The organism is Streptomyces spinoverrucosus (genome assembly GCF_006539505.1).
Lineage (GTDB): Bacteria > Actinomycetota > Actinomycetes > Streptomycetales > Streptomycetaceae > Streptomyces > Streptomyces spinoverrucosus.
In genome coordinates, this window is sequence record NZ_BJND01000028.1 from 77,997 (window position 1) to 96,356 (window position 18,360).

Genomic DNA, 18,360 nt, shown 5'->3' on the forward strand with positions numbered 1-18,360 from the left:
TTCGTATGAAGGATGTCTCCGGAGACGGTGCGCCCACGCCCACCCGCCGCACCGCACTCGCCGGGCTCGCCGGCGCCGCCGGGGCCGCACTGGCCGCCGGGTGCACCGCGTCGAGCGCGAGCGCGCCCACGCCCAGCCCCACGGGCACCACCCCGGCAGGCGGCCCCACGCCCGGGGTGATGACGCTGTTCGAGAACCCGGGGTTCAACTTCAACGGGCTGTGGACACTCGGTGGCTCCGGTGCCGGCGCCGGTGAGGTGGGCGAGGTGCTCACCGCCGTCAACGCGATCAACAAGGCCGGCCTGTCCGCGCAGTCGTACGTCGAGACCTTCAGGAAGCTCGGCGACCAGCTCATGGCAGCACCTCAGGGCAGCAAGCCCGACGATCAGACGACGCGGTGGCGTGCGCTGCGAGCGGCGCAGTACTACGGCCAGGCCCTGTTCTACGTCCTCGGCTCCGACGACCCGGGCCGCGAGGAGCAGCTGTACCGGGCCGGACGCGGCGCCTGGGACAAGTTCTGCGAGCTGTGCGACCCGGCGCCGGTGCGGACGAGCGTGCCGTACGGGAAGACGCCGCTGCCCGTGTGGTTCTTCCGGCCGGACGAGTCCGAGCGGCGCCGCCCCACCGTGATCCTCACCAACGGCAGCGACGGACAGAACGTCGACATGTGGACCTACGGCGTCCCGGCCGCCCTGGACCGCGGCTGGAACGCCCTCGTGTACGACGGACCGGGCCAGGGGCAGTTGCTCTTCGTGAACCGGGTGGTCTTCACGCCGACCTGGGAGAAGGTCGTCGGCCCGCTCGTCTACTGGCTGGTCGCCCGTGCGGACGTGGACCCCGACCGGATCGCCCTGACCGGGCTGAGCATGGCGGGCGACCTGGCGCCCCGTGCGGCGGCCTTCGAGGACCGGCTCGCGGCCGTGGTGGCGATGCCCGGCTGTCTGACGCCCTGGCTGGGCTTCCCTCCGGAGATCCGGGAGATCCTCACCCCGAACAAGCAGGAGACCAACGACATCTGGAACAAGGAGGTCGTTCCCGAGCTGCCCGCCGCCGATGCCGCGACGATGAAGAAGCGCTTCGAGCCCTTCTCCGTACCGGCCATGCTCGACGCCCGCGAGGGCAGGATGTTCACCGACTTCTACACGCCCGCGAAGCGCATCCAAGCACTGGACATCACGAACGTGGTGGGCCGCATCAAGATGCCCGCGCTGGTCCTGGACTACGAGGGCGAACAGTTCTACCCCGGCCAGGCACGCCAGATGTTCGAGAGGCTGACCTCGCCCAAGGACTACGTGAAACTCACCGCGGCCACCGGCGCGCAGCTGCACTGCTCCCCGATGGCCCCGCAGCAGCACAGCGAGGTCGTCTTCGACTGGCTGAACGAGACACTGGCCAACCGTTAGAAGCAGGGGGTCTAGAAGCAGGGGGTCCTCATCCCGGCCACACGATCGCCTGCACCTCGCTGTACGCGTGCAGGGCGTAGGAGCCGACGTCCCGACCCACGCCGCTCTTCTTGAAGCCGCCGAAGGGCGCCTCCATGTTGCGGCCGACGGTGTTGATGCCGACGCCGCCCGCCCGCAGGCGGCGGGCGACGCGGAAGGCGCGGGCCACGTCGGCGGACCACACGTAGTCGATGAGGCCGTAGTCGCTGTCGTTGGCCAGGGCCACGCCCCCCTCCTCGTCGTCGAAGGGGATGACGACGACCACCGGGCCGAAGATCTCCTCCCGGGCCACACGCATGTCGTTCGTGCAGTCGGCCAGGAGGGTCGGGGACACGTAGAAGCCGCGGTCCAGGGGCGGTCGTTCGCCGCCGGTCACGACCACCGCGCCTTCCTTGCGCCCGAGTTCGACGTACGACTCCACGCGCTCCCGGTGCGCGGCGGAGATCAGCGGGCCGACGACCGTGTCCCGCTCACGCGGATCGCCGACCTTCAACCGGCCCGCATAGGCGGCGAGTTGCTCCACCAGCCGGTCGTACACCCCCCGCTGCGCCAGCACCCGCGTCGGTGCCGTGCAGATCTGGCCGCTGTAGAAGGCGAACGTCGTGCCGATGCCCGCGACCGCCGAGCCGAGGTCGGCGTCGTCGAAGACGAGCGCCGCGCCCTTGCCGCCCAGCTCCATCAACTGGCGTTTCATGGACCGTCCGCACACCTCGGCGATGCGCTGACCGACGGCCGTGGAGCCGGTGAAGCTGACCATGTCGACCTCGGGCGAGGCGACGGCGGCCTCCCCGACCTCCACCGCTCGCCCCGAGACCACGTTCACCACGCCCGGCGGAGCCCCCGCCTCCGCCAGCGCCTCCGCCAAACGGTACACCGACAGCGGGTCCTGCGGGGCCGGTTTCACCACCACCGTGTTGCCCATCGCCAGAGCCGGGGCGACCTTTCCGGCCGTGTTCGCCCAGGGGTTGTTGTACGAGGTGATACAGGTGACGACCCCGACCGGCTGCCGCACGGCCAGTGCCCCCATCACACCCGCCTTACCCATCGGACCGGCCTCGTTGATCTGCGGCGCGATCGGCCACTCGGCGGGCTCGACGCGGGCGTACCGGCGAAAGCGCGCCGCCGCGACGCCCACCTGCATCCCGCGTGCCGTGCCGGTCGTCGCGCCCGTCTCCGCCTGGGCCAGTTCGGCGTACGGCACGAGGCGGGCCCGGATGATCTCCGCGGCCCGCCCCAGCACCGCCGCCCGCTCCTCCGCGGGCGTCGCCGACCACGCCCCGAAGGCCGCGCGCGCCGCCTCGCACGCCGCGTGCACCTGATCCCGCGAGGCCTCCGGCGCCCACCCGACGGTCTGCTCGGTCGCCGGGTCGGTCACCTCGTAGTGGCCGCCGTCCGGCTCGACCCACGCCCCGCCGATGAACAGCCGCCGGTTCACCGGGTGCTCACCGTCCGGGTGTCCCGCCCCGACCGCAGCACCCGCCCCGGCACCGCGCCCGTCACCACGTCGTCCCGGATCGCCTCGACGCCGTTGACCCAGACCGCCCGTACGCCAAGGGCCTTGGAGTCCAGCCGCGGGCTGTCCCCGGGCAGGTCGTGCACCAGGGTGGCCGTACCGGCGTCGATGCGTTCCGGGTCGAGGAGGACCAGGTCCGCGTGGTACCCCTCCCGGATCCGACCCCGGTCCCGGAGCCCGAAGAGCCTGGCCGGATCGTCGGTCAGCATCTTCACCGCCTGCTCCAGCCCCACCAGTTTCCGGCCGCGCAGACAGTCCCCGAGGAAGCGCGTGGTGTACGGCGCCCCGCACATGCGGTCCAGATGCGCGCCCGCGTCCGAGCCGCCCAGCAGGACGTCCTCGTGCTGCCAGGTCTCGGCGCGCAGCGCCCAGGACGCGGGGTCGTTGTCGGTGGGCATGGGCCACAGGACGGTGCGCAGATCGTCGTTCGCGCAGATCTCGACCAGGCAGGCGAAGGGATCCTGCCCGCGCTCCGCCGCGATCTCCCGTACGACCCTCCCCCTCACGCCCGCGTTCTCCGCGCTGTACGTGTCGCCGATGACGTACCGCCCGAAGTCCGTCAGCCGCCGGAAGACGCCCGCCTCCTTGGACGCCGCCCGCTGGAGCATCCCGGCGCGTACGTCCGCGTCGCGAAGCTTCCGGATCCGCTCGGGCACGGGCAGGCCCAGGATCTCGCCCCACCCCGGGATGAGGTTGAGCGCGCAGAACGTGCCCAGCGACATGTTCATCGGCGTGAGGATCGGCATGGTCAGCGCCACGACCCGGCCGCCCGCCTTCCGGGCCCGCTCACTGGCCAGCAGCTGCCTCGGCACCCGCTGCGGGACCGCCGCGTCGATCGTCAGGACGTTCCAGTTCAGCGGGCGCCCGGCCGCCGCGCTCATCTCCACCAGCAGCTCGATCTCGGCGTCGCTGAACTGATCCAGGCACCCCGCGACGATTGCCTCGATCTGCGTCCCCTCGTGCTCCCCGACCGCCCGCGAGAGCGCCAGCAGTTCGGCGGGCCCGGCGTGCCGCGAGGCGACCGGCTGCCCGTCGCCGTCGGAGTGGGTCGACGACTGGGTGGTGGACAGCCCCCACGCCCCCGCGTCCATGGCGTCGTGCAGCAGCCGCACCATGGCGGCGAGCTGATCGCCGGTGGGCTGTCCGCCCACGGCGTCCGCCCCCATGACGTACCGCCGCAGCGCACAATGCCCCACCATGAACCCGGCGTTGACCGCGATCCGCCCCTCCAGGGCATCCAGATACTCCCCGAAGCCGTGCCAACTCCAGGGCGCCCCCTCCTCCAACGCCACCAGCGACATGCCCTCGACCTTGGACATCATGCGACGGGTGTAGTCGGCGTCCTCGGGGCGGGCGGGGTTGAGAGGCGCCAGTGTGAACCCACAGTTCCCGGCGGCGACCGTGGTGACGCCGTGATTGAGGGAGGGGGTGGCGTACGGGTCCCAAAAGAGCTGGGCGTCGTAGTGGGTGTGGGGGTCGACGAAGCCGGGGGCGAGGACGAGCCCGGAGGCGTCCTCGGCCGTACGGGCGGCTTCGCCGATCTTCCCGATGCCGACGATCCGCCCGTCCTGTATCCCGACGTCGGCGGTGTAAGCAGCCGCACCGGTCCCATCGACAACGGCGGCACCTTTGATGACGTGATCGAGCATGGGGGTTCACCTCCTGGAGTCGCGGTGATCGGTCCTACCTAGGGGCGCGGGGCTGTATCGATTTGCGGCTCCGCCGCGTGGGCGCGACCAGCCACACTCAGCCCGCAGCCGCCACCAGAGATCAAGCCCCCTGCCGGAACCGCGAAGTCCGATGCACAGGATCCGTATCGATCTTCGGAATCACGTGCTCCCCAATCAACCGAATCGTCTGCAACGTCTCCTCCTTCGGCACCCCCACAGGCAACCCGAAGCTCAACTGATCCGCCCCCGCCTGCTCCCACCGCTTGCACTGCCGCAGCACCTCATCCGGATCGCCACAAATCAGCAGCTCCTCCTCGATGAGCACCTCGACGAACTCCGCCGTGTACTCCGGCAACGTCTCCGGCCACACCGGAAACCCCTCGGGCCGCGGAAACGTGTCGTGGTACCGGAACACCAGCGACGGCAGGTAATGCAGCCCACCCCCCACAGCGATCCGTATCGCCTCCTCATGCGTCGGCGCACAGATCGCGGTCGTCGTCACCATCACGTTGTCGTTGACGAAGTCCCCCACCGGCTCCGCGTCCACGACCGCCGTCTTGTACTGCTCCAGCACCCACTCCATGTCGGACACCTTCTGCACGCTGAAGCCCAGCACCCCGAGCCCCTTCTTCGCCGCCATGGCGTACGACGACGGCGACCCGGCGGCGTACCACATCGCGGGGTGCGACTTCCCGTACGGCTTCGGCAGCACCTTCCTCGGCGGCAACGACCAGTGCTTGCCCTGGAAGCCGGCGTACTCGTCCTGGAGCCACATCTTCGGGAACTCGGCGATGGTCTCTTCCCAGATCTCCTTGGTGTAGTTCATATCGGTGACACCCGGTATGAACCCGAGGATCTCGTGCGACCCGGCACCCCGCCCGCTGCCGAACTCGAAGCGGCCCTCGGAGAGGTGGTCGAGCATGGCGACCTTCTCGGCGACCTTCACCGGGTGGTTGACCTGGGCGAGCGGGTTGAAGATGCCGGAGCCAAGGTGGATGCGCTCGGTGGCGTGCGCGAGGTAGCCGAGGAACACGTCGTTGGCGGAGAGGTGCGAGTACTCCTCCAGGAAGTGGTGCTCGGACGCCCAGGCGTACTTGAAGCCGGACCGGTCCGCCTCGATGACGTACTCGGTCTCCTCCATCAGCGCCTTGTGCTCGGCGAGCGGGTCGGTCTCGGCACGCTTGCCCACGTATCCCTGTACAAAGAGCCCGAATTCCACGGAGGTTCACCGTCCCTCTGTCTCATGACGGGGCTTTCTGACGAACCGTCAGATCACCTGTTCGCCGACTGTCGCACCACCCGCCCGCACCGTCAATAGCTGACAGTCAGTCAGATGACCGAGACCCCGGCCAGCCACCCACCGTCGATCACGAACGGCTGCCCGGTGATGTAGGAGGAGTCCTCGCAGCTCAGGAAGAGCGCGAGCCGGGCCACCTCCTCCGGCCGCCCGACCCTGCCCAGCGGCACCAGCCTGCGGTACAGCCCGTCGAGGGCCTGGCGCGTCTCCTCGGGGTCCGCGTCCGGGTCCAGGCGGGCCGGGTTGGACATCGCCGTGTCGACGGCGCCGGGGCACACGGCGTTGACGCGGATCCCGCGGTGGGCCAGCTCCAGGGCGGCGACGCGGGTGAGGCCGAGGACGGCGTGCTTGGTCGCCGCGTAGGTACCGACGGCCGCCATCCCGGTCATCCCCGTGTACGACGCGGTGTTGACGATCGTGCCGCCGTCCGCCATCTCCGGGGCGACCGTCCGGATGCCGAGGAAGCAGCCGACCTGGTTGACCCGCACGACCTCCATGAACTCGTCCAGGGGCGTGTCCACCAGGGCGTTGAAGCGCAGGATGCCCGCGTTGTTGACCAGCCCGTCGATCCGGCCGTACGCCTCCTTGGTGGCGGCCACGGCGGCGGACCACTGCTCCTCACGGCGCACGTCGAGATGGACGTACCGTGCGCCGATCTCCTTGGCGAGGGCCTCGCCTTGGTCGTCGAGCACGTCGGTTACGACGACGTCGGCGCCCTCCTCCCGGAACAGCCGGGCCTCCTGCTCCCCCTGCCCGCGCGCCGCGCCGGTGACGATCACGACACGTCCGTCCAGTTTGCCCATGTCTCAGTCCTCCGAAAGCAGCGGGCCGATGTCGCTCCCGAACGCCTCGATCTGGTCGGCGAGTTCGGCGCGGTCCCGGCTGCGGAACCGCACCTGGATCTGGTGCACGCCCATCGCCCGGTAGGCCCGCAGCGACTCGGCGAGGGCGTCGGGCGGGCCGGTGAGTGTCCGCCGTCCGACGTCCCAGGCGGGCGTGCCGACGTAGAGCGGCTCGGCGATCGCGCCGATGGTGAACGGCACCTCACCGCGTCCATGAGCGGCTCCGCCGCGGGCCGCCTCGGCACGCAACCGCCGCAACGTGGCGATCTGCTGCGGCAGCCGGTCACGGGGGTCGCCCTGCGGCAGCCAGCCGTCCCCCTTGAGCGCGGCCCGGCGCACGGCCGCCGGGGACGATCCGCCGACCCAGAGGGGGATGCGCGACTGGGCGGGCCGGGGCCGCTGGCCGAGCCCCTCGAAGTCGTACAGCTTCCCGTGGTGCACGGGGAACTCCTCCGGCCCGAGCGCGGCCCGCAGCGCGTCGATCGTCTCGTCGAGCACGGCCCCGCGCTGCCGGAAGTCCACGCCGAGCGCCTCGAACTCCTCACGCACGTGCCCGGCCCCGACGCCGAGGATCAGGCGGCCGCTCGCGAGGTGATCAAGGGTGGCGTACTGCTTGGCCGTGAGGAGCGGGTGGCGCAGGCCGACGACGGCGACGTGGGAGAGCAGCCGGACGCGCTCGGTGACGGCCGCCAGGTGGGCGAGGGTGGCCACGGGGTCGTACCAGACCGTGCTCATCGCGGAGGCGAGACGGCGCGGGATGGCGACGTGGTCGCAGCAGGCGATGTAGTCGAAACCGGCCCGGTCGGCGGCACGCGCGATCGCCACGAGGTCCTCGGGGCCCGCCCCGGTCTCCCAGGGCTCGGCGTAGATCGTGCTCTGGGACTGGACCGGGAGCTGGATGCCGTAGCGGAGCCGGCTCATGGTGCCCACAGGCCGTCGTCCGTGAGCCCCAGCAGCTCGATGGCGTTGCGACGGACGATCCGCTCGACCGTGTCGGCGTCCAGGTGACCCATCTGCGCCTCGCCGACCTCCCTCGACTTCGGCCAGGTGGAGTCGGAGTGGGGGTAGTCGGTCTCGTACAGGACGTTGCCGACGCCGATCGAGTCCAGGTTCCTCAGCCCGAAGGCGTCGTCGAAGAAGCAGCCGTAGACATGCTCGGCGAACAGCTCGGACGGCGGTCGGTGGACCTTCTCGGCGACGCCGCCCCAGCCGCGGTTCTCCTCCCAGACGACGTCGGCGCGCTCCAGGATGTACGGGATCCAGCCGATCTGGCCTTCCGCGTACATGACCTTGAGGTTCGGGAAGCGCTCGAACTTGCCGCTCATCAGCCAGTCGACCATCGAGAAGCAGCAGTTGGCGAAGGTGATGGTGGAGCCGACGGCGGGCGGGGCGTCGGCGGAGGTGGAGGGCATACGGCTGCTGGAGCCGATGTGCATCGCGACGACCGTGCCGGTCTCGTCGCAGGCGGCGAGGAAGGGGTCCCAGTCGTCGGTGTGGACGGAGGGGAGCCCGAGGTGCGGGGGTATCTCGGAGAAGGCGACGGCGCGGACGCCGCGTGCGGCGTTGCGGCGGACCTCTGCCGCCGCCAGCTCGGCGTCCCAGAGGGGGATGATGATGAGCGGAATGAGTCGGCCCCGTGCGTCCGGCCCGCACCACTCCTCCACCATCCAGTCGTTGTAGGCGCGGATGCAGAGCAGGCCGAGTTCGTGGTCCTTGGCCTCGGTGAAGGTCTGGCCGCAGAAGCGGGGGAAGGTGGGGAAGCAGAGGGCGGACTGGACGTGGTTGACGTCCATGTCGGCGAGGCGGGCGGGGACGTCGTACGAGCCCTGGCGCATCTGCTCGTACGTGATGACCTCCAGCTTGATCTCGTCCCTGCTGTATCCGACGGCGGTGTCGAGGCGGGTGAGGGGCCGGTGCAGGTCCTCGTAGATCCACCAGTCGCCGATCGGGCCGTCGTCGCCGGGCCGCCCCATGACGGGCTTGAAGCGGCCGCCGAGGAAGCTCATCTCCTTCAGCGGGGCGCGGACTATGCGGGGGCCGGTGTCGGCGTACTTCTTGGGGAGGCGGTCCTGCCAGACGTTCGGGGGTTCGACGGTGTGGTCGTCGACGGAGATGATCTGGGGGAATTGGGTGTCCATGGGGGCACGGTAGCGCCGATCTGACGAACCGTCAGCTGCTATTGGAACGGTCTCGTCACGCTCGGCAGTTGGGGCCGCTTCGTTCTGGTCATGTTGGCCGGGTGATCGCCGACGTGCAGGGACTGCGCTGGACTTGCTTGCGCCACTTCCAGCACCCTCCGGAAGTTGTCCAACCCACGTGGACAACGGCCCCGACGAGAGCGGAAAGAGTGTGACGCGGGACGTTCAGCCAGTCGGCCCAGGAGGCCCAGCAGCGGTCGTCCCCGGGTGATCGTCTCGCCTGACGTGGTTTTCGTCCGGGTGATACTCCCAGCGCCATTCAGCCACGGTTCAGGGACCCCCGGGCGTGGGTGTGGAGAACACGGATCTCGTCCATCGCCGCCCGCCAGGCGGGGTCCTCACGATCGACGGTCTGCGCCGTGTCCTCGGCGGCCCGGAGCCGAGCGGCTGTGGCTGGGTTCCTGGCGATCTCTACTACGACGGCCCAGTTTTCCAGGAACTGCACGATCGGGCCGAGACTGGCGGAGCGCGCGGCCAAGGCGATGGCCTCGTCCTTCTGTCGCTCCATCTCGGCAAGCCGGTGCGGGGCGACCTGTGCCAGAGCGATCCGGAGAGCGGCGGGCGTCCGCTCCGGCCGGGGGATGAGTGGCCCATCGGGCTCGAAGGGCTGTGCAGTCATCGTCCGTGGTCCTCCCGTGGCCCAGCCATGCCCACGGTACGGCAGTGTCGGCCGATCACACAGGGCGTTCGGAGAAGGGCCTGGATGAAGGGTCGGGAGCGGCAACCCCGCCTGATGGTTGTGCCGAGGCGCCGACGCGTTGCGGCCCGTGCCTGGGGCGTTTGAGCTGAGTGGGGACAGGGATGGGGGAGGCTCCCGAGCGACGGCGCCGCCAGCCGGCCGGGGCCTCGGCCATGACCACCGCGAGCACGCACCAGAAGAGCATGTCGATCCGGTCCAGGTTGGCCGGGTGGTCCATCATCCCGACCATGAAGAAGCCGGTCAGCGCGGCCAGCCCCACCGTGCCGATGGCCGACTTGGTGCGGGCGGCGCGGGCGGCCGAGGACCAAGTGATCACGGTGACGGCGACGATGGCGAGCAGGCCGAGGGGGCCGGTCTCGACGAGCCAGTTCAGCCACATGTTGTGGGCGTGCACGAAGACGCGTTCGCCGGGCGCGGTCGCGGATATGACGGCGCCGGAGCGGCCGAGGCCGACGCCGAGCGGGTTGTTGAGGGCGATGTCGAGTGCCGCGTTCCAGGCCTGCCCGCGCACGCCGAGCGAGTTCCCGGCCCGCGACACCGCCCAGATCGCGGCGGCCGCGCCCCCGAGGGCGAGGAACCCGAGGGCGGCCGTGATCCGGCGCTGGGCGCGGTCGGCGAGGCGGGGCGCGAGCCAGTAGGCGCCGCCGAGGACGAGCAGGCCGGCGGCTCCGGCGACGTACCCGGCGCGGGAGAAGGTGGTGAGCAGGGCGCCGTACCCGAGGACTCCGACGAGGACGATCACCGTACGGGCGGTGCGCTCGTCCACCGAGACAGCGGCGAGCAGCACGAACGGCAGCAGCAGGACGAGGAACGCGGCGAGCAGGTTGGGGTTGGCGAACGTGCCGGTGGCGCGGATCAGGACACCGGCGCCGCCGGAGTCGCAGGAGACGTCGGTGAGCAGGCCGGTACGGCAGAAGCCGGTCGGGATCTCGTTGGTGACCTGCGAGAAGGCGAAAGTGCCGGCGGCGGCGACACCGACCAGCGCGAGCAGCCCGACGGCGCGCCAGGACTCGGGCTGGGTGCGGCGCAGGCCGACGACGAGGTAGTAGCAGGCGATGACGGTGAGCAGGCCGCGCAGGGGCGCGGTCGGGTGCCCGCCGAGGAACGTCGTCACCACGGCGGCGCCGAGCAGCAGCGCGATCGGCGCATCGAGCCGCGTGCGGAAGTCCCGCAGCCGCGTCCGGGGCCGTCCCCGCACCGGTACGGCCACCGCGAGCAGCCCCACCAGCAGCGCCAGCCGCGTCGGGGTCACGACGCCCACAAGGGGGTCGTCGGGGAAGAAGTCGGTGGCCGTGTCCAGGAACACGACGAACAGCGCCGCGAGCGGGACCATCTGCCAGAACGCGTACGCCGGTCCGGGGGCCGCCTGCGTGCTCCGGTCGGTTGCCATGACACCCGAGCGTGACGGCCGGGTGCGACGCCGGGGTGACCGGGGGGATAACGGGGGTGTGCGGGTGGAGGGACGGCGATTTTCACACCGGCGGGGCCGGAGCGGGGCGCCGAAGCCTGGCGTGGCGCCCCGCTGTGTGTGGGTCAGCCGAAGGCGCGGACGGCCTGGTAGTAGGTCCAGGCGGTGCTGTTGCAGGCGGTCTTGGTCGCGCCGCTGTAGTTGTTGCAGACCCGCTTCAGGTCCTCGTAGAAGGCGCTGTCGAGGCGGGACTTGTTGGCGCTGAAGGTACCCGCGGCCTTGTAGTTGCGGTAGCCGAAGTCGTGCCGGGCGCAGGACATGGCGAAGGGGAAGCCGAAGGGATTGTCCGGCGAGGAGGAGCAGTAGTCGGTCGACCAGTCGAAGGCGTACGCCGACCAGGCGCCCTGGTTCGCACGGGCGGCCGCCCAGGCGCTGTAGCTGGACGCGCTGGTCTGCGTCCAGCTTGCGAGGACCTGCGGCTTGTCGGCCGGTACGGCGGCGGCGGCCGACGCGGTGGCGACGACGGTGGCCAGGGAGAGGGTCGCGGTGGCGAGAACGGTGGCGAGTCTGCGGTGCATTCCCACACCTCCATGAGGCTGCTGCCCGCCCATCGGGCGACAGGTTCATGACAAGAGAATCGCCATGACCACACCGCCTTCACACCGCACGAGCCCTAAGGATCCCTGAACTCTCGTCTCGACCCGGGGATCGGAACGTGAACCTCCGGGGGCGGATGTGATGGAGCATCAACTATGCGTTCAACTAGGCGATATGGAGGCCCCGGAGCACACGTGACCCGCGGCGGCTCCCCTCCGGGCCGCCGCCGGTGAAGTACCCGGTGCGAAGGGTTACTTCGTCGGAACGGTGGCGAGTCTGCGGTGCAGCGCTGTCGTCCTGGGCGACCTGGCCTCCGCGCTGCTGCGCGGAGGCGACAGGGACCAAGGTGTCTACGTATCACGCCAGTTCACGGCTGCCGCTGAGGCTCGGCCGAACACCATGGGCAGGGGCTCGCGCCCTCGCCATTGCTGTCCGGCGGTGACCTTCAGCGGATCCGCAAGGAGCTTGGCGCGCCGCTCTCCCAGAAGCCGCCAGGGCCCGCAGCGCTGCGCCGCCCGCTCCCGCTCGGCCGCCAGCTCCTCACGGCATGCGGTCTGCAACTTCCTTTCAGCAGATGCCTGTTCGCGGCGCTCAACCTCTGTCAGTGCCGCTTGCTCCGCTTCGCGCTGTGCGGTGACGAACTCCGTCAGGCCCTTCGGTGTATCGAACCCCAGCGCTGCCAACAGACGCTTGATCGCGGCCCGCGTTCCCTTGCACCTTCTCCCGCGTCAGCATCTTGCCCAGACGGTCCTGGGTGACTGTGACCTGCTGCTCGCGGCCGCCGCCCTCAGAAGTGTCGTCCAGGTGGTCGTTCGTCTCGTCCTCCGACGAGGCACCGAGAATCGGGTAGGCCGGCCGCACATCACGGCGATGGCCGACAGGGTGGCGAGTCGGCAGGGGCCCCGGACCATGCAACTCCTTCAGTGCGCGCCACCGCGCTGTCGATCAGGGGAAAGGCCAGCCGCCCGGCCCCCACCTCTTGTCCTCAACCAGCAGCAGATGAAGGAACTTGTTCCCGGCTGTGGACAACGCCAGTTCGCACGTGAGCGGTGGATCCGTCGGTCTGGCGACAGGATGGCTACGTAGCCGCGACGCAAGTGCAACCAGCGAGCCCGACAGCCGAGTGGCGCCCCCGGCCGTAACCGTGGGCGCCACAACGACTACGTTGTGCTGCTGCGCCAGCTGTGCACGTGCGGTCGGATCAGGTCAGACGACCCGCGCGTTCGACGGCGACGCCGACGACCCGCGTGCCTCGACCGCACACGCGACGGCGACGCACAGGGCGACCACGATCATGCCCGCACCGATCCCCGTGTCCGGGCCAGGCGTCTGACTGAGGACGTTGAGCAGCGCCTTGGCCGCGATGGCGAGTTGGCCCAGGGCGACGAGCGCCAGCCACACGACTCGCACGACCCGGGGGGCGCGCGTGCGTGCCTTCTCCAGCCCCAGCAGCGCGGCTGCGCCCGCCAGGGCCACGATGATGCCAAGGGTGGCGACGGGGACGAACGCCGTTTCCATCGCTGAGGCGCCTGGCTGGTCGAGTTCCGCCGTGTCCGGCGGCAGGACCGTGAAGGCCACCGTCAGCAGGGCCACGTAGGCCACTTGGAGGAGGAGAAGGACCGGCGCCACGCGTCGGCTGAGCTTGTCGGTCATGTGTTGCTCCTGACGAGGCGGCCGCTCTTGATGATCCACAGGCTGCCATTCTTCTGGGCGTTGCGGCACGCGTCCCTGCTGCGGATGCCGGCGCTCGTCTGGCCCGTCTTGCTGCGCCCGATGCCCCGGCCGATGGAGTTGTTGCGCAGGTCCATCTCCTTGTCGACGCCCCTGGACGTGGACTCGTGACGCGTGGCGATCTCATACGCGTCCTTTGTTGAGAGGCGTATTTCCATCAGTGCGTTCCAGTAGCAGTGCCGGAACGCGTCACCGGTGCCCTGGAACAGGGTGTTGTCCGGGTAGAGCTCCTGCGCCTTCTTGAACGCGGTGTCCGCTCTGTCCCACGCGAGCGAGCAGTCGTACGGGTTCCAGAAGCAATAGTCCCACTCGGCGTCGGTGATGTTGCCGTAGCCATAGCCCGGGTCCAGCAGGACCGGGTAGGCGATGGACTGACCCTCCGCCGGGGCGAGCGAGACGACGATGTCGTTACCGGACAGCGTCATCGAGACGGGAACGGTGTTCCCCTTGGCGTCCAAGGCCAGCGGGGCGGTAACGAACGTCGTCAGGCCACCTTCCGAGCCCGAGATCATCATGGTGTTGTCCTCGCCCACCGTGATGACCTCGCCGGGACGCAGCGTGGGTCGGTAGGTGAAGGAGCTCGGGGCGTTGCCGCTGCGCAGCAGGTGGAAGAGCTCCACCGCGTTGGGGCCCTTGCGGACGGCGATGGTGTCGGCGTCCGTCTGGGTGTTGGGGTAGACGACCAGGCCCGTGGTGCTCAGCTCCGCAGGTGAGGCGGTGCCGGTGGGCAGGTTGACGACCGCCTGGGCAGACCCGTCGGAGCTGGTGCCGACGATGTCCTGGTCGGCGCGTTCGGGCAGCTGGGCGACCGGGACGGCCTTGGCGGAGTCCTCGGTCTCCACCACCTCGGGGTCGACCTGCTCGACGAAGTCGGCCGGCGTGTCGTCGACCTCCGGGTAGGCCTCGTCCGCGGGGAGTTCCTCGATCGGCGCATCATCGACCGGCGGGTGCAGCGTCTGCGAGAAGTGCGCCTCGGCGATGTCATTGATGAACGAGGTAGGCAGGCTGCCCGAGATGGCTCCCGCGCGGAACGTGTACGTGCCCCACTCGGACCAGACGCCGTTGGGGTTCTTCACCCGCGCGGTCACGGTGTGGGTGCCGCGGGTCGTAGGAACCAGGGAGAAGGAGGCCGTACCGCCGGTGAGCGTGATGGCGGTCGTCGCGCCCTCGTCGAAGGAGTACTCGGCGGACACCGCCTTGCCCGCGGGGTCGGTGACCTTGAACGTGCCGGCCTGGCCCGCGTCACCGTGCCACAGACCGTCGGCCGGGTACGTCGTGGAGGACAGCGCCGGAGCGGCGGGCACGGAGGTGTCGACGGTCAGGTTGCGCCAGACCGACCACGTACCGTTCCAGTCGGTGCCGTCGTACACGGCGATCCGCCACTTGTACGACCCGGGGGCGAGGGTCGGCGCGGTCCACGAGCCGGTGGCGCCCGAGGCGGTGTACGGGGTCTGGCCCGAGGCGACCTTGGTGGCGCCGGCCGCGTCCCACACCTCGATGGTGAAGCGGACGGTGTTGCCGTCCGCGTCGGTGGCCTTCGCCGACAGCGTCGGTGTGGTGTCCGCGGTGACCGTGTAGTCGGCGGGGCTCACCGGCGACGCCACGCCGGGCTTGGTGTTGTACGTCACCGACAGCGCCGGCTCGGTGGGGCCCTGCGAACCGTCCACGTAGTTGGCGGACCGGAAGCGGCGCCAGGTCGTGGAGTCGGTCTCGTCCACGCCCTTGATCTGGAGGCCGTGGTTGGGCTGTCCGTCGGCCCAGGCCTGGGCGATTGAAGAAACGTTCCAGCGCATGAAGTTGGCCGGGCAGGCGGAGCTGTGGCCGTACGACGCCTTGGAGACAGCGGCGCCGGTCGCGGTCGTCGTCGGCTGGGCGCCCCAGGTCACGGCGCTCGGGTCCCAGCTGGAGGTGATCCGCCGCGCCTCCACGCCCGCACCAGTGGTGGAGCAGCTGGAGGACCAGTACGAGTGCAGCCGCAGCTCGGCGTTGAGGATGTGCTTGCCGACGTACTTCGAGACATCGAACTTCACGTAGGAGCGTGCCTTCGTGGTGCCCGCGTCGTACGTGCCCGCCTTCAGCTCGGTCGAACCGCGCTGCGAGTCCGGGTAGTTGGTGGCGACCCACGTGTCGGTGGATGCGGCGAGCGTGGTGGTCGGGTCGATGGTGACCGGATAGGTGACGCTCGGGTCGGTGAGGAACTCCTGGCTCGGGCGCAGGACCAGGACGGTGCCCTGCGGGGTCTCCTCCACCGTCGTGGCGATCTCGGCCGAACGGGCGGGGTCACCGGACGTGGGGTCCGTGCCGCTTCCCCACATCCGGGGCGCCGGGGCGCTGGCCACGAGAGTGCCGGCCGCGTCCTCCAGGCGGAGGTGGCGCTGCTTGGTCTTCTCCAGGTCCATCCCGTCCAGCGTGACGGGCAGCCGGAGTTCGACCGGTTCGGTGGGGCGCTTCTTGAGGATCAGCGACTCGGTGAACCCGTGCGGCAGAGCGGTGACGTGCAGGTCCCCATCCGGGACGACCGACGGGTAGACGGCGGTGTCGCCCTCCACGCGGGGCGCCGGAAGGGATGTGCCCCAGTCCAGCCCGAAGGTGAACGCGCCCTGGCTGACCGAGGCGAAGTCCCCCGAGCCGCCGTCGGACAGCGCCACGTCGGCGACGGCCGTCTCCGGCTCCAGCCGGCTGCCGGTGTCGACAAGCGTGGTGTCGATGGGCTTCCACCCTCCGTCCTCGCGCACCCGTATCGCACCGGACGCAGTCTCGGTGGTCAGGCTGCCGTCCGGGTTCGCCCATGTCGTCGAGTCGGCCGTGCGCTCGGACAGGGCCTCGACCCGCTTGCCCCCCAGCACCGCGGCCAGCCTGGCGGACTCGACGTCCGGGGCCTCGGTGACGCGCTTGGGCGCAACGGCCTTCTCTGCCGTGGCCTGGGCCGCCGTGGCGGGGACGTCGACCGTGTATGTCGCGCCTGCCGCGTTGGCGGCGAATGTGAGAGACAGGGCCAGCGATGTGGCCACTGTTGTGAACCGTCTGTTCACAAAACCCCGATCATGTATTTCCTGTCGTGACTGTGCACCATCTGTGATGATGACCAGCCGGGTGATCATAGAGGTGACCTGAGCAAATGCCATCCACTGCCGGATGGCTCCTTGACGGCAAAAAGCGGGGTGAACCACCCCATGTCCACTGTGACTTCGCTCACCTGAGCATTCGTGGGGAGCGGCTCACCGAGCAGTCGGCTTCGAAGCCGACCCGATCACCACCACTCGCCCACGCGGGCCAAGACGACATCGGGGCAGGGCCGCGTCCTCAGCGCCTTGGCAAAGCCCGTGGGAAGATCCGGGCCCCGCCGACCGACCTACCGGGATTCCCTCGGCGCGGCACGGCGGGTGCACCGGACGACCGGTGACGCCGCGCCCTCACCGGAACCAAGCCGCGTGCCGTTCCCGCTACGGGACGTCCTAGTGGCCATACGCGGGCCTCCAAACAACGACGACCGCCGAATCTGTCACACCTCTCGATAACGATCAACGACCAGCACCACCCACCAACTCTCCCCGTCGCCTTCACCTTCAACGCCTTCCAGCTCTAAGCAAGAGAGGGATCCGCCACCGCATCGCCTGCAAAGGCATCGAGTCCTCGCAGCGGCTGGGCCGCCACCGCTGGGTCGTCGGAGGACGGTCTCCTGCTCGTCGGCTGCCGCCGCCTGCACCGCCGCTACGAGCGCAAGGCCGAACACTTCCTCGCCTTCGTCGGCATCGCCGCCGCCCTCATCGGCTACCGCCGACTGACCAAGTGCAGCCACATCGAAGGCCACACGCAGCTGGGGAACGGTATGCGCTGAGGCCGAAGGTGCCTCGCGTCAGGGGGGCCAGTAGTAGGCAGGCGCAGGAGATCAGCGGCTCGGGCGGCAACCGCCTCGGCATGCGGGCGGGATGTCTTCGTCAGCGATGCATCGAGTCAAAGGCAGGTGGAGGGACTGGAGGGCGGCGAAGGTGTTAAACGCCCAGATCGGGACGGGTCCGGGCCCTCCGCCGTCCAGAACCTCCGCCACCGCGGTCAGCCAGCCGGTGGCCTGCTCGCGCGTCAGGCCAGGAGCCTGGAGGACACGCGTGAGCGCACGGGCCAGCCGGGCGTCTTCCAACTGCATGTATCGGTAGTCGGCTTGCGGCGCCGTCATCCTGCATGCACACAGCTCGAGTAGTCCCGTACGGCGGTGGGGGTAGGGCCTTCGCGAACGCGGCCATAGCGTCGGCGCCGTGTGCGACGGCATGCAACCGTCATACCAGGGTTCTGCAGCCTCCTGCGTCACGAGGCCGGGGACGCTGTCTCCACGTGTCAGAACCGAGCAGAGGATCAGCGGTGCGAAAGTTCGAGCGTGAATCTCCGAATGGGTGAACCGACTATGGCGGAGTCGCCGAGGACCTCGAGGACTGCGTCGAAATGTCCTTCTCTGATCAGCAACGCCGACAACTCGTCGGCGAGGCGAGATGCCGGTACGGCCTCGGGATAGGAGAAGTCACTAGCCGCAGTCGACCGCCAGTCGACGAGGTCAACAGTCATTGCGTCAGGCTTTCATACGGCCGACGAAGGCCAGCAACGGTCTCTCTCAACATCACAGGCCCACCGAACGAGACATCGTCTTGGAGCGCGCGTCGGCCGCGGCGGCTCCCCTCCGGGCCGTCGCGGCCGAACGCCGGGCGAGGACGCTTACCTCGTCGGCTTGAAGGGCTCCGACGTCGCGTGGATGTCCTTCGTCTCGAGCGGCTCGTCGGTGGCGTGGATGTCCCCCTGGGTGGTCGCACCGCCCTCGGTCTCCGGCGCGTCGTCGGCCGCGGCGGGCTCGGAAGTGGCGTGGATGTCCTGCGGCTTGACGACGGGCTCGTCGCTCATGATCGTTCGCTCCCCACTTGGAGTGTTCCGTGGCTTGAGGGCCCGCCCGGTCACTCCCCCGAGGGTGACCAGACG

At 69.9% G+C, this 18,360-nt stretch carries 15 protein-coding genes and 1 pseudogene; 2 read left to right on the plus strand and 14 right to left on the minus strand.

Annotated features, from left to right (window positions below; genetic code table 11):
• Positions 1-5: 5 nt before the first annotated feature.
• A complete protein-coding gene (locus tag SSP24_RS20935) occupies positions 6-1,403 on the plus strand; it encodes an alpha/beta hydrolase family protein (RefSeq protein ID WP_141311194.1) in 1,398 nt (465 codons plus the stop codon).
• Between the two features lie 28 nt (positions 1,404-1,431).
• Here the strand turns inward: SSP24_RS20935 and SSP24_RS20940 are convergent, their stop codons facing one another.
• The 12 genes from SSP24_RS20940 to SSP24_RS20995 all read right to left on the minus strand — a co-directional run bounded on the left by SSP24_RS20940 (position 1,432) and on the right by SSP24_RS20995 (position 16,409).
• Positions 1,432-2,877, minus strand: coding sequence for an aldehyde dehydrogenase family protein (locus tag SSP24_RS20940; protein ID WP_229864920.1), 1,446 nt, complete (start codon positions 2,875-2,877; stop codon positions 1,432-1,434).
• The gene (locus SSP24_RS20945) at positions 2,874-4,604 is read right to left on the minus strand and encodes an N-acyl-D-amino-acid deacylase family protein (RefSeq protein WP_141311195.1); all 1,731 of its coding nucleotides are present in this window, start codon (positions 4,602-4,604) and stop codon (positions 2,874-2,876) included. Before SSP24_RS20945 ends, SSP24_RS20940 begins: the two co-directional genes overlap by 4 nt.
• Positions 4,605-4,725: 121 nt before the next feature.
• Positions 4,726-5,844: an LLM class flavin-dependent oxidoreductase gene (locus tag SSP24_RS20950; RefSeq protein ID WP_141311196.1), complete on the minus strand. Its 1,119-nt coding sequence runs from the start codon at positions 5,842-5,844 to the stop codon at positions 4,726-4,728.
• 110 nt (positions 5,845-5,954) lie between these two features.
• Positions 5,955-6,725: an SDR family NAD(P)-dependent oxidoreductase gene (locus SSP24_RS20955; RefSeq protein ID WP_141311197.1), complete on the minus strand. Its 771-nt coding sequence runs from the start codon at positions 6,723-6,725 to the stop codon at positions 5,955-5,957.
• Between the two features lie 3 nt (positions 6,726-6,728).
• Positions 6,729-7,685 (minus strand): LLM class F420-dependent oxidoreductase, encoded by a 957-nt coding sequence (locus SSP24_RS20960; protein ID WP_141311198.1) that lies wholly within the window; start codon positions 7,683-7,685, stop codon positions 6,729-6,731.
• The gene (locus SSP24_RS20965) at positions 7,682-8,902 is read right to left on the minus strand and encodes an amidohydrolase family protein (RefSeq protein ID WP_141311199.1); all 1,221 of its coding nucleotides are present in this window, start codon (positions 8,900-8,902) and stop codon (positions 7,682-7,684) included. Before SSP24_RS20965 ends, SSP24_RS20960 begins: the two co-directional genes overlap by 4 nt.
• Positions 8,903-9,221: 319 nt before the next feature.
• Entirely contained in the window at positions 9,222-9,581 is a 360-nt protein-coding gene (locus tag SSP24_RS20970; RefSeq protein WP_141311200.1) for a hypothetical protein, read from the minus strand.
• Between the two features lie 55 nt (positions 9,582-9,636).
• Positions 9,637-11,052 (minus strand): O-antigen ligase family protein, encoded by a 1,416-nt coding sequence (locus SSP24_RS20975; protein WP_141311201.1) that lies wholly within the window; start codon positions 11,050-11,052, stop codon positions 9,637-9,639.
• A gap of 143 nt (positions 11,053-11,195) precedes the next feature.
• A complete protein-coding gene (locus SSP24_RS20980; protein WP_141311202.1) occupies positions 11,196-11,648 on the minus strand; it encodes a phospholipase in 453 nt (150 codons plus the stop codon).
• A gap of 369 nt (positions 11,649-12,017) precedes the next feature.
• On the minus strand, positions 12,018-12,350 hold the full coding sequence (locus SSP24_RS42920) for a hypothetical protein (protein WP_167529643.1): 333 nt from the start codon (positions 12,348-12,350) through the stop codon (positions 12,018-12,020).
• 523 nt (positions 12,351-12,873) lie between these two features.
• On the minus strand, positions 12,874-13,320 hold the full coding sequence (locus SSP24_RS20990; RefSeq protein ID WP_141311204.1) for a hypothetical protein: 447 nt from the start codon (positions 13,318-13,320) through the stop codon (positions 12,874-12,876).
• Entirely contained in the window at positions 13,317-16,409 is a 3,093-nt protein-coding gene (locus tag SSP24_RS20995) for a DNRLRE domain-containing protein (RefSeq protein ID WP_167529646.1), read from the minus strand. Before SSP24_RS20995 ends, SSP24_RS20990 begins: the two co-directional genes overlap by 4 nt.
• A 571-nt stretch (positions 16,410-16,980) precedes the next feature.
• Between SSP24_RS20995 and SSP24_RS44215 the strand changes: the two are divergent.
• Positions 16,981-17,236, plus strand: a pseudogene (locus SSP24_RS44215) (hypothetical protein); the annotation flags it as partial.
• A 512-nt stretch (positions 17,237-17,748) separates the two neighbouring features.
• Here SSP24_RS44215 and SSP24_RS21005 read toward each other — a convergent pair.
• The gene (locus SSP24_RS21005; protein ID WP_141311206.1) at positions 17,749-17,955 is read right to left on the minus strand and encodes a hypothetical protein; all 207 of its coding nucleotides are present in this window, start codon (positions 17,953-17,955) and stop codon (positions 17,749-17,751) included.
• A gap of 147 nt (positions 17,956-18,102) precedes the next feature.
• On the minus strand, positions 18,103-18,285 hold the full coding sequence (locus SSP24_RS21010) for a hypothetical protein (RefSeq protein ID WP_141311207.1): 183 nt from the start codon (positions 18,283-18,285) through the stop codon (positions 18,103-18,105).
• Positions 18,286-18,360 lie beyond the last annotated feature (75 nt).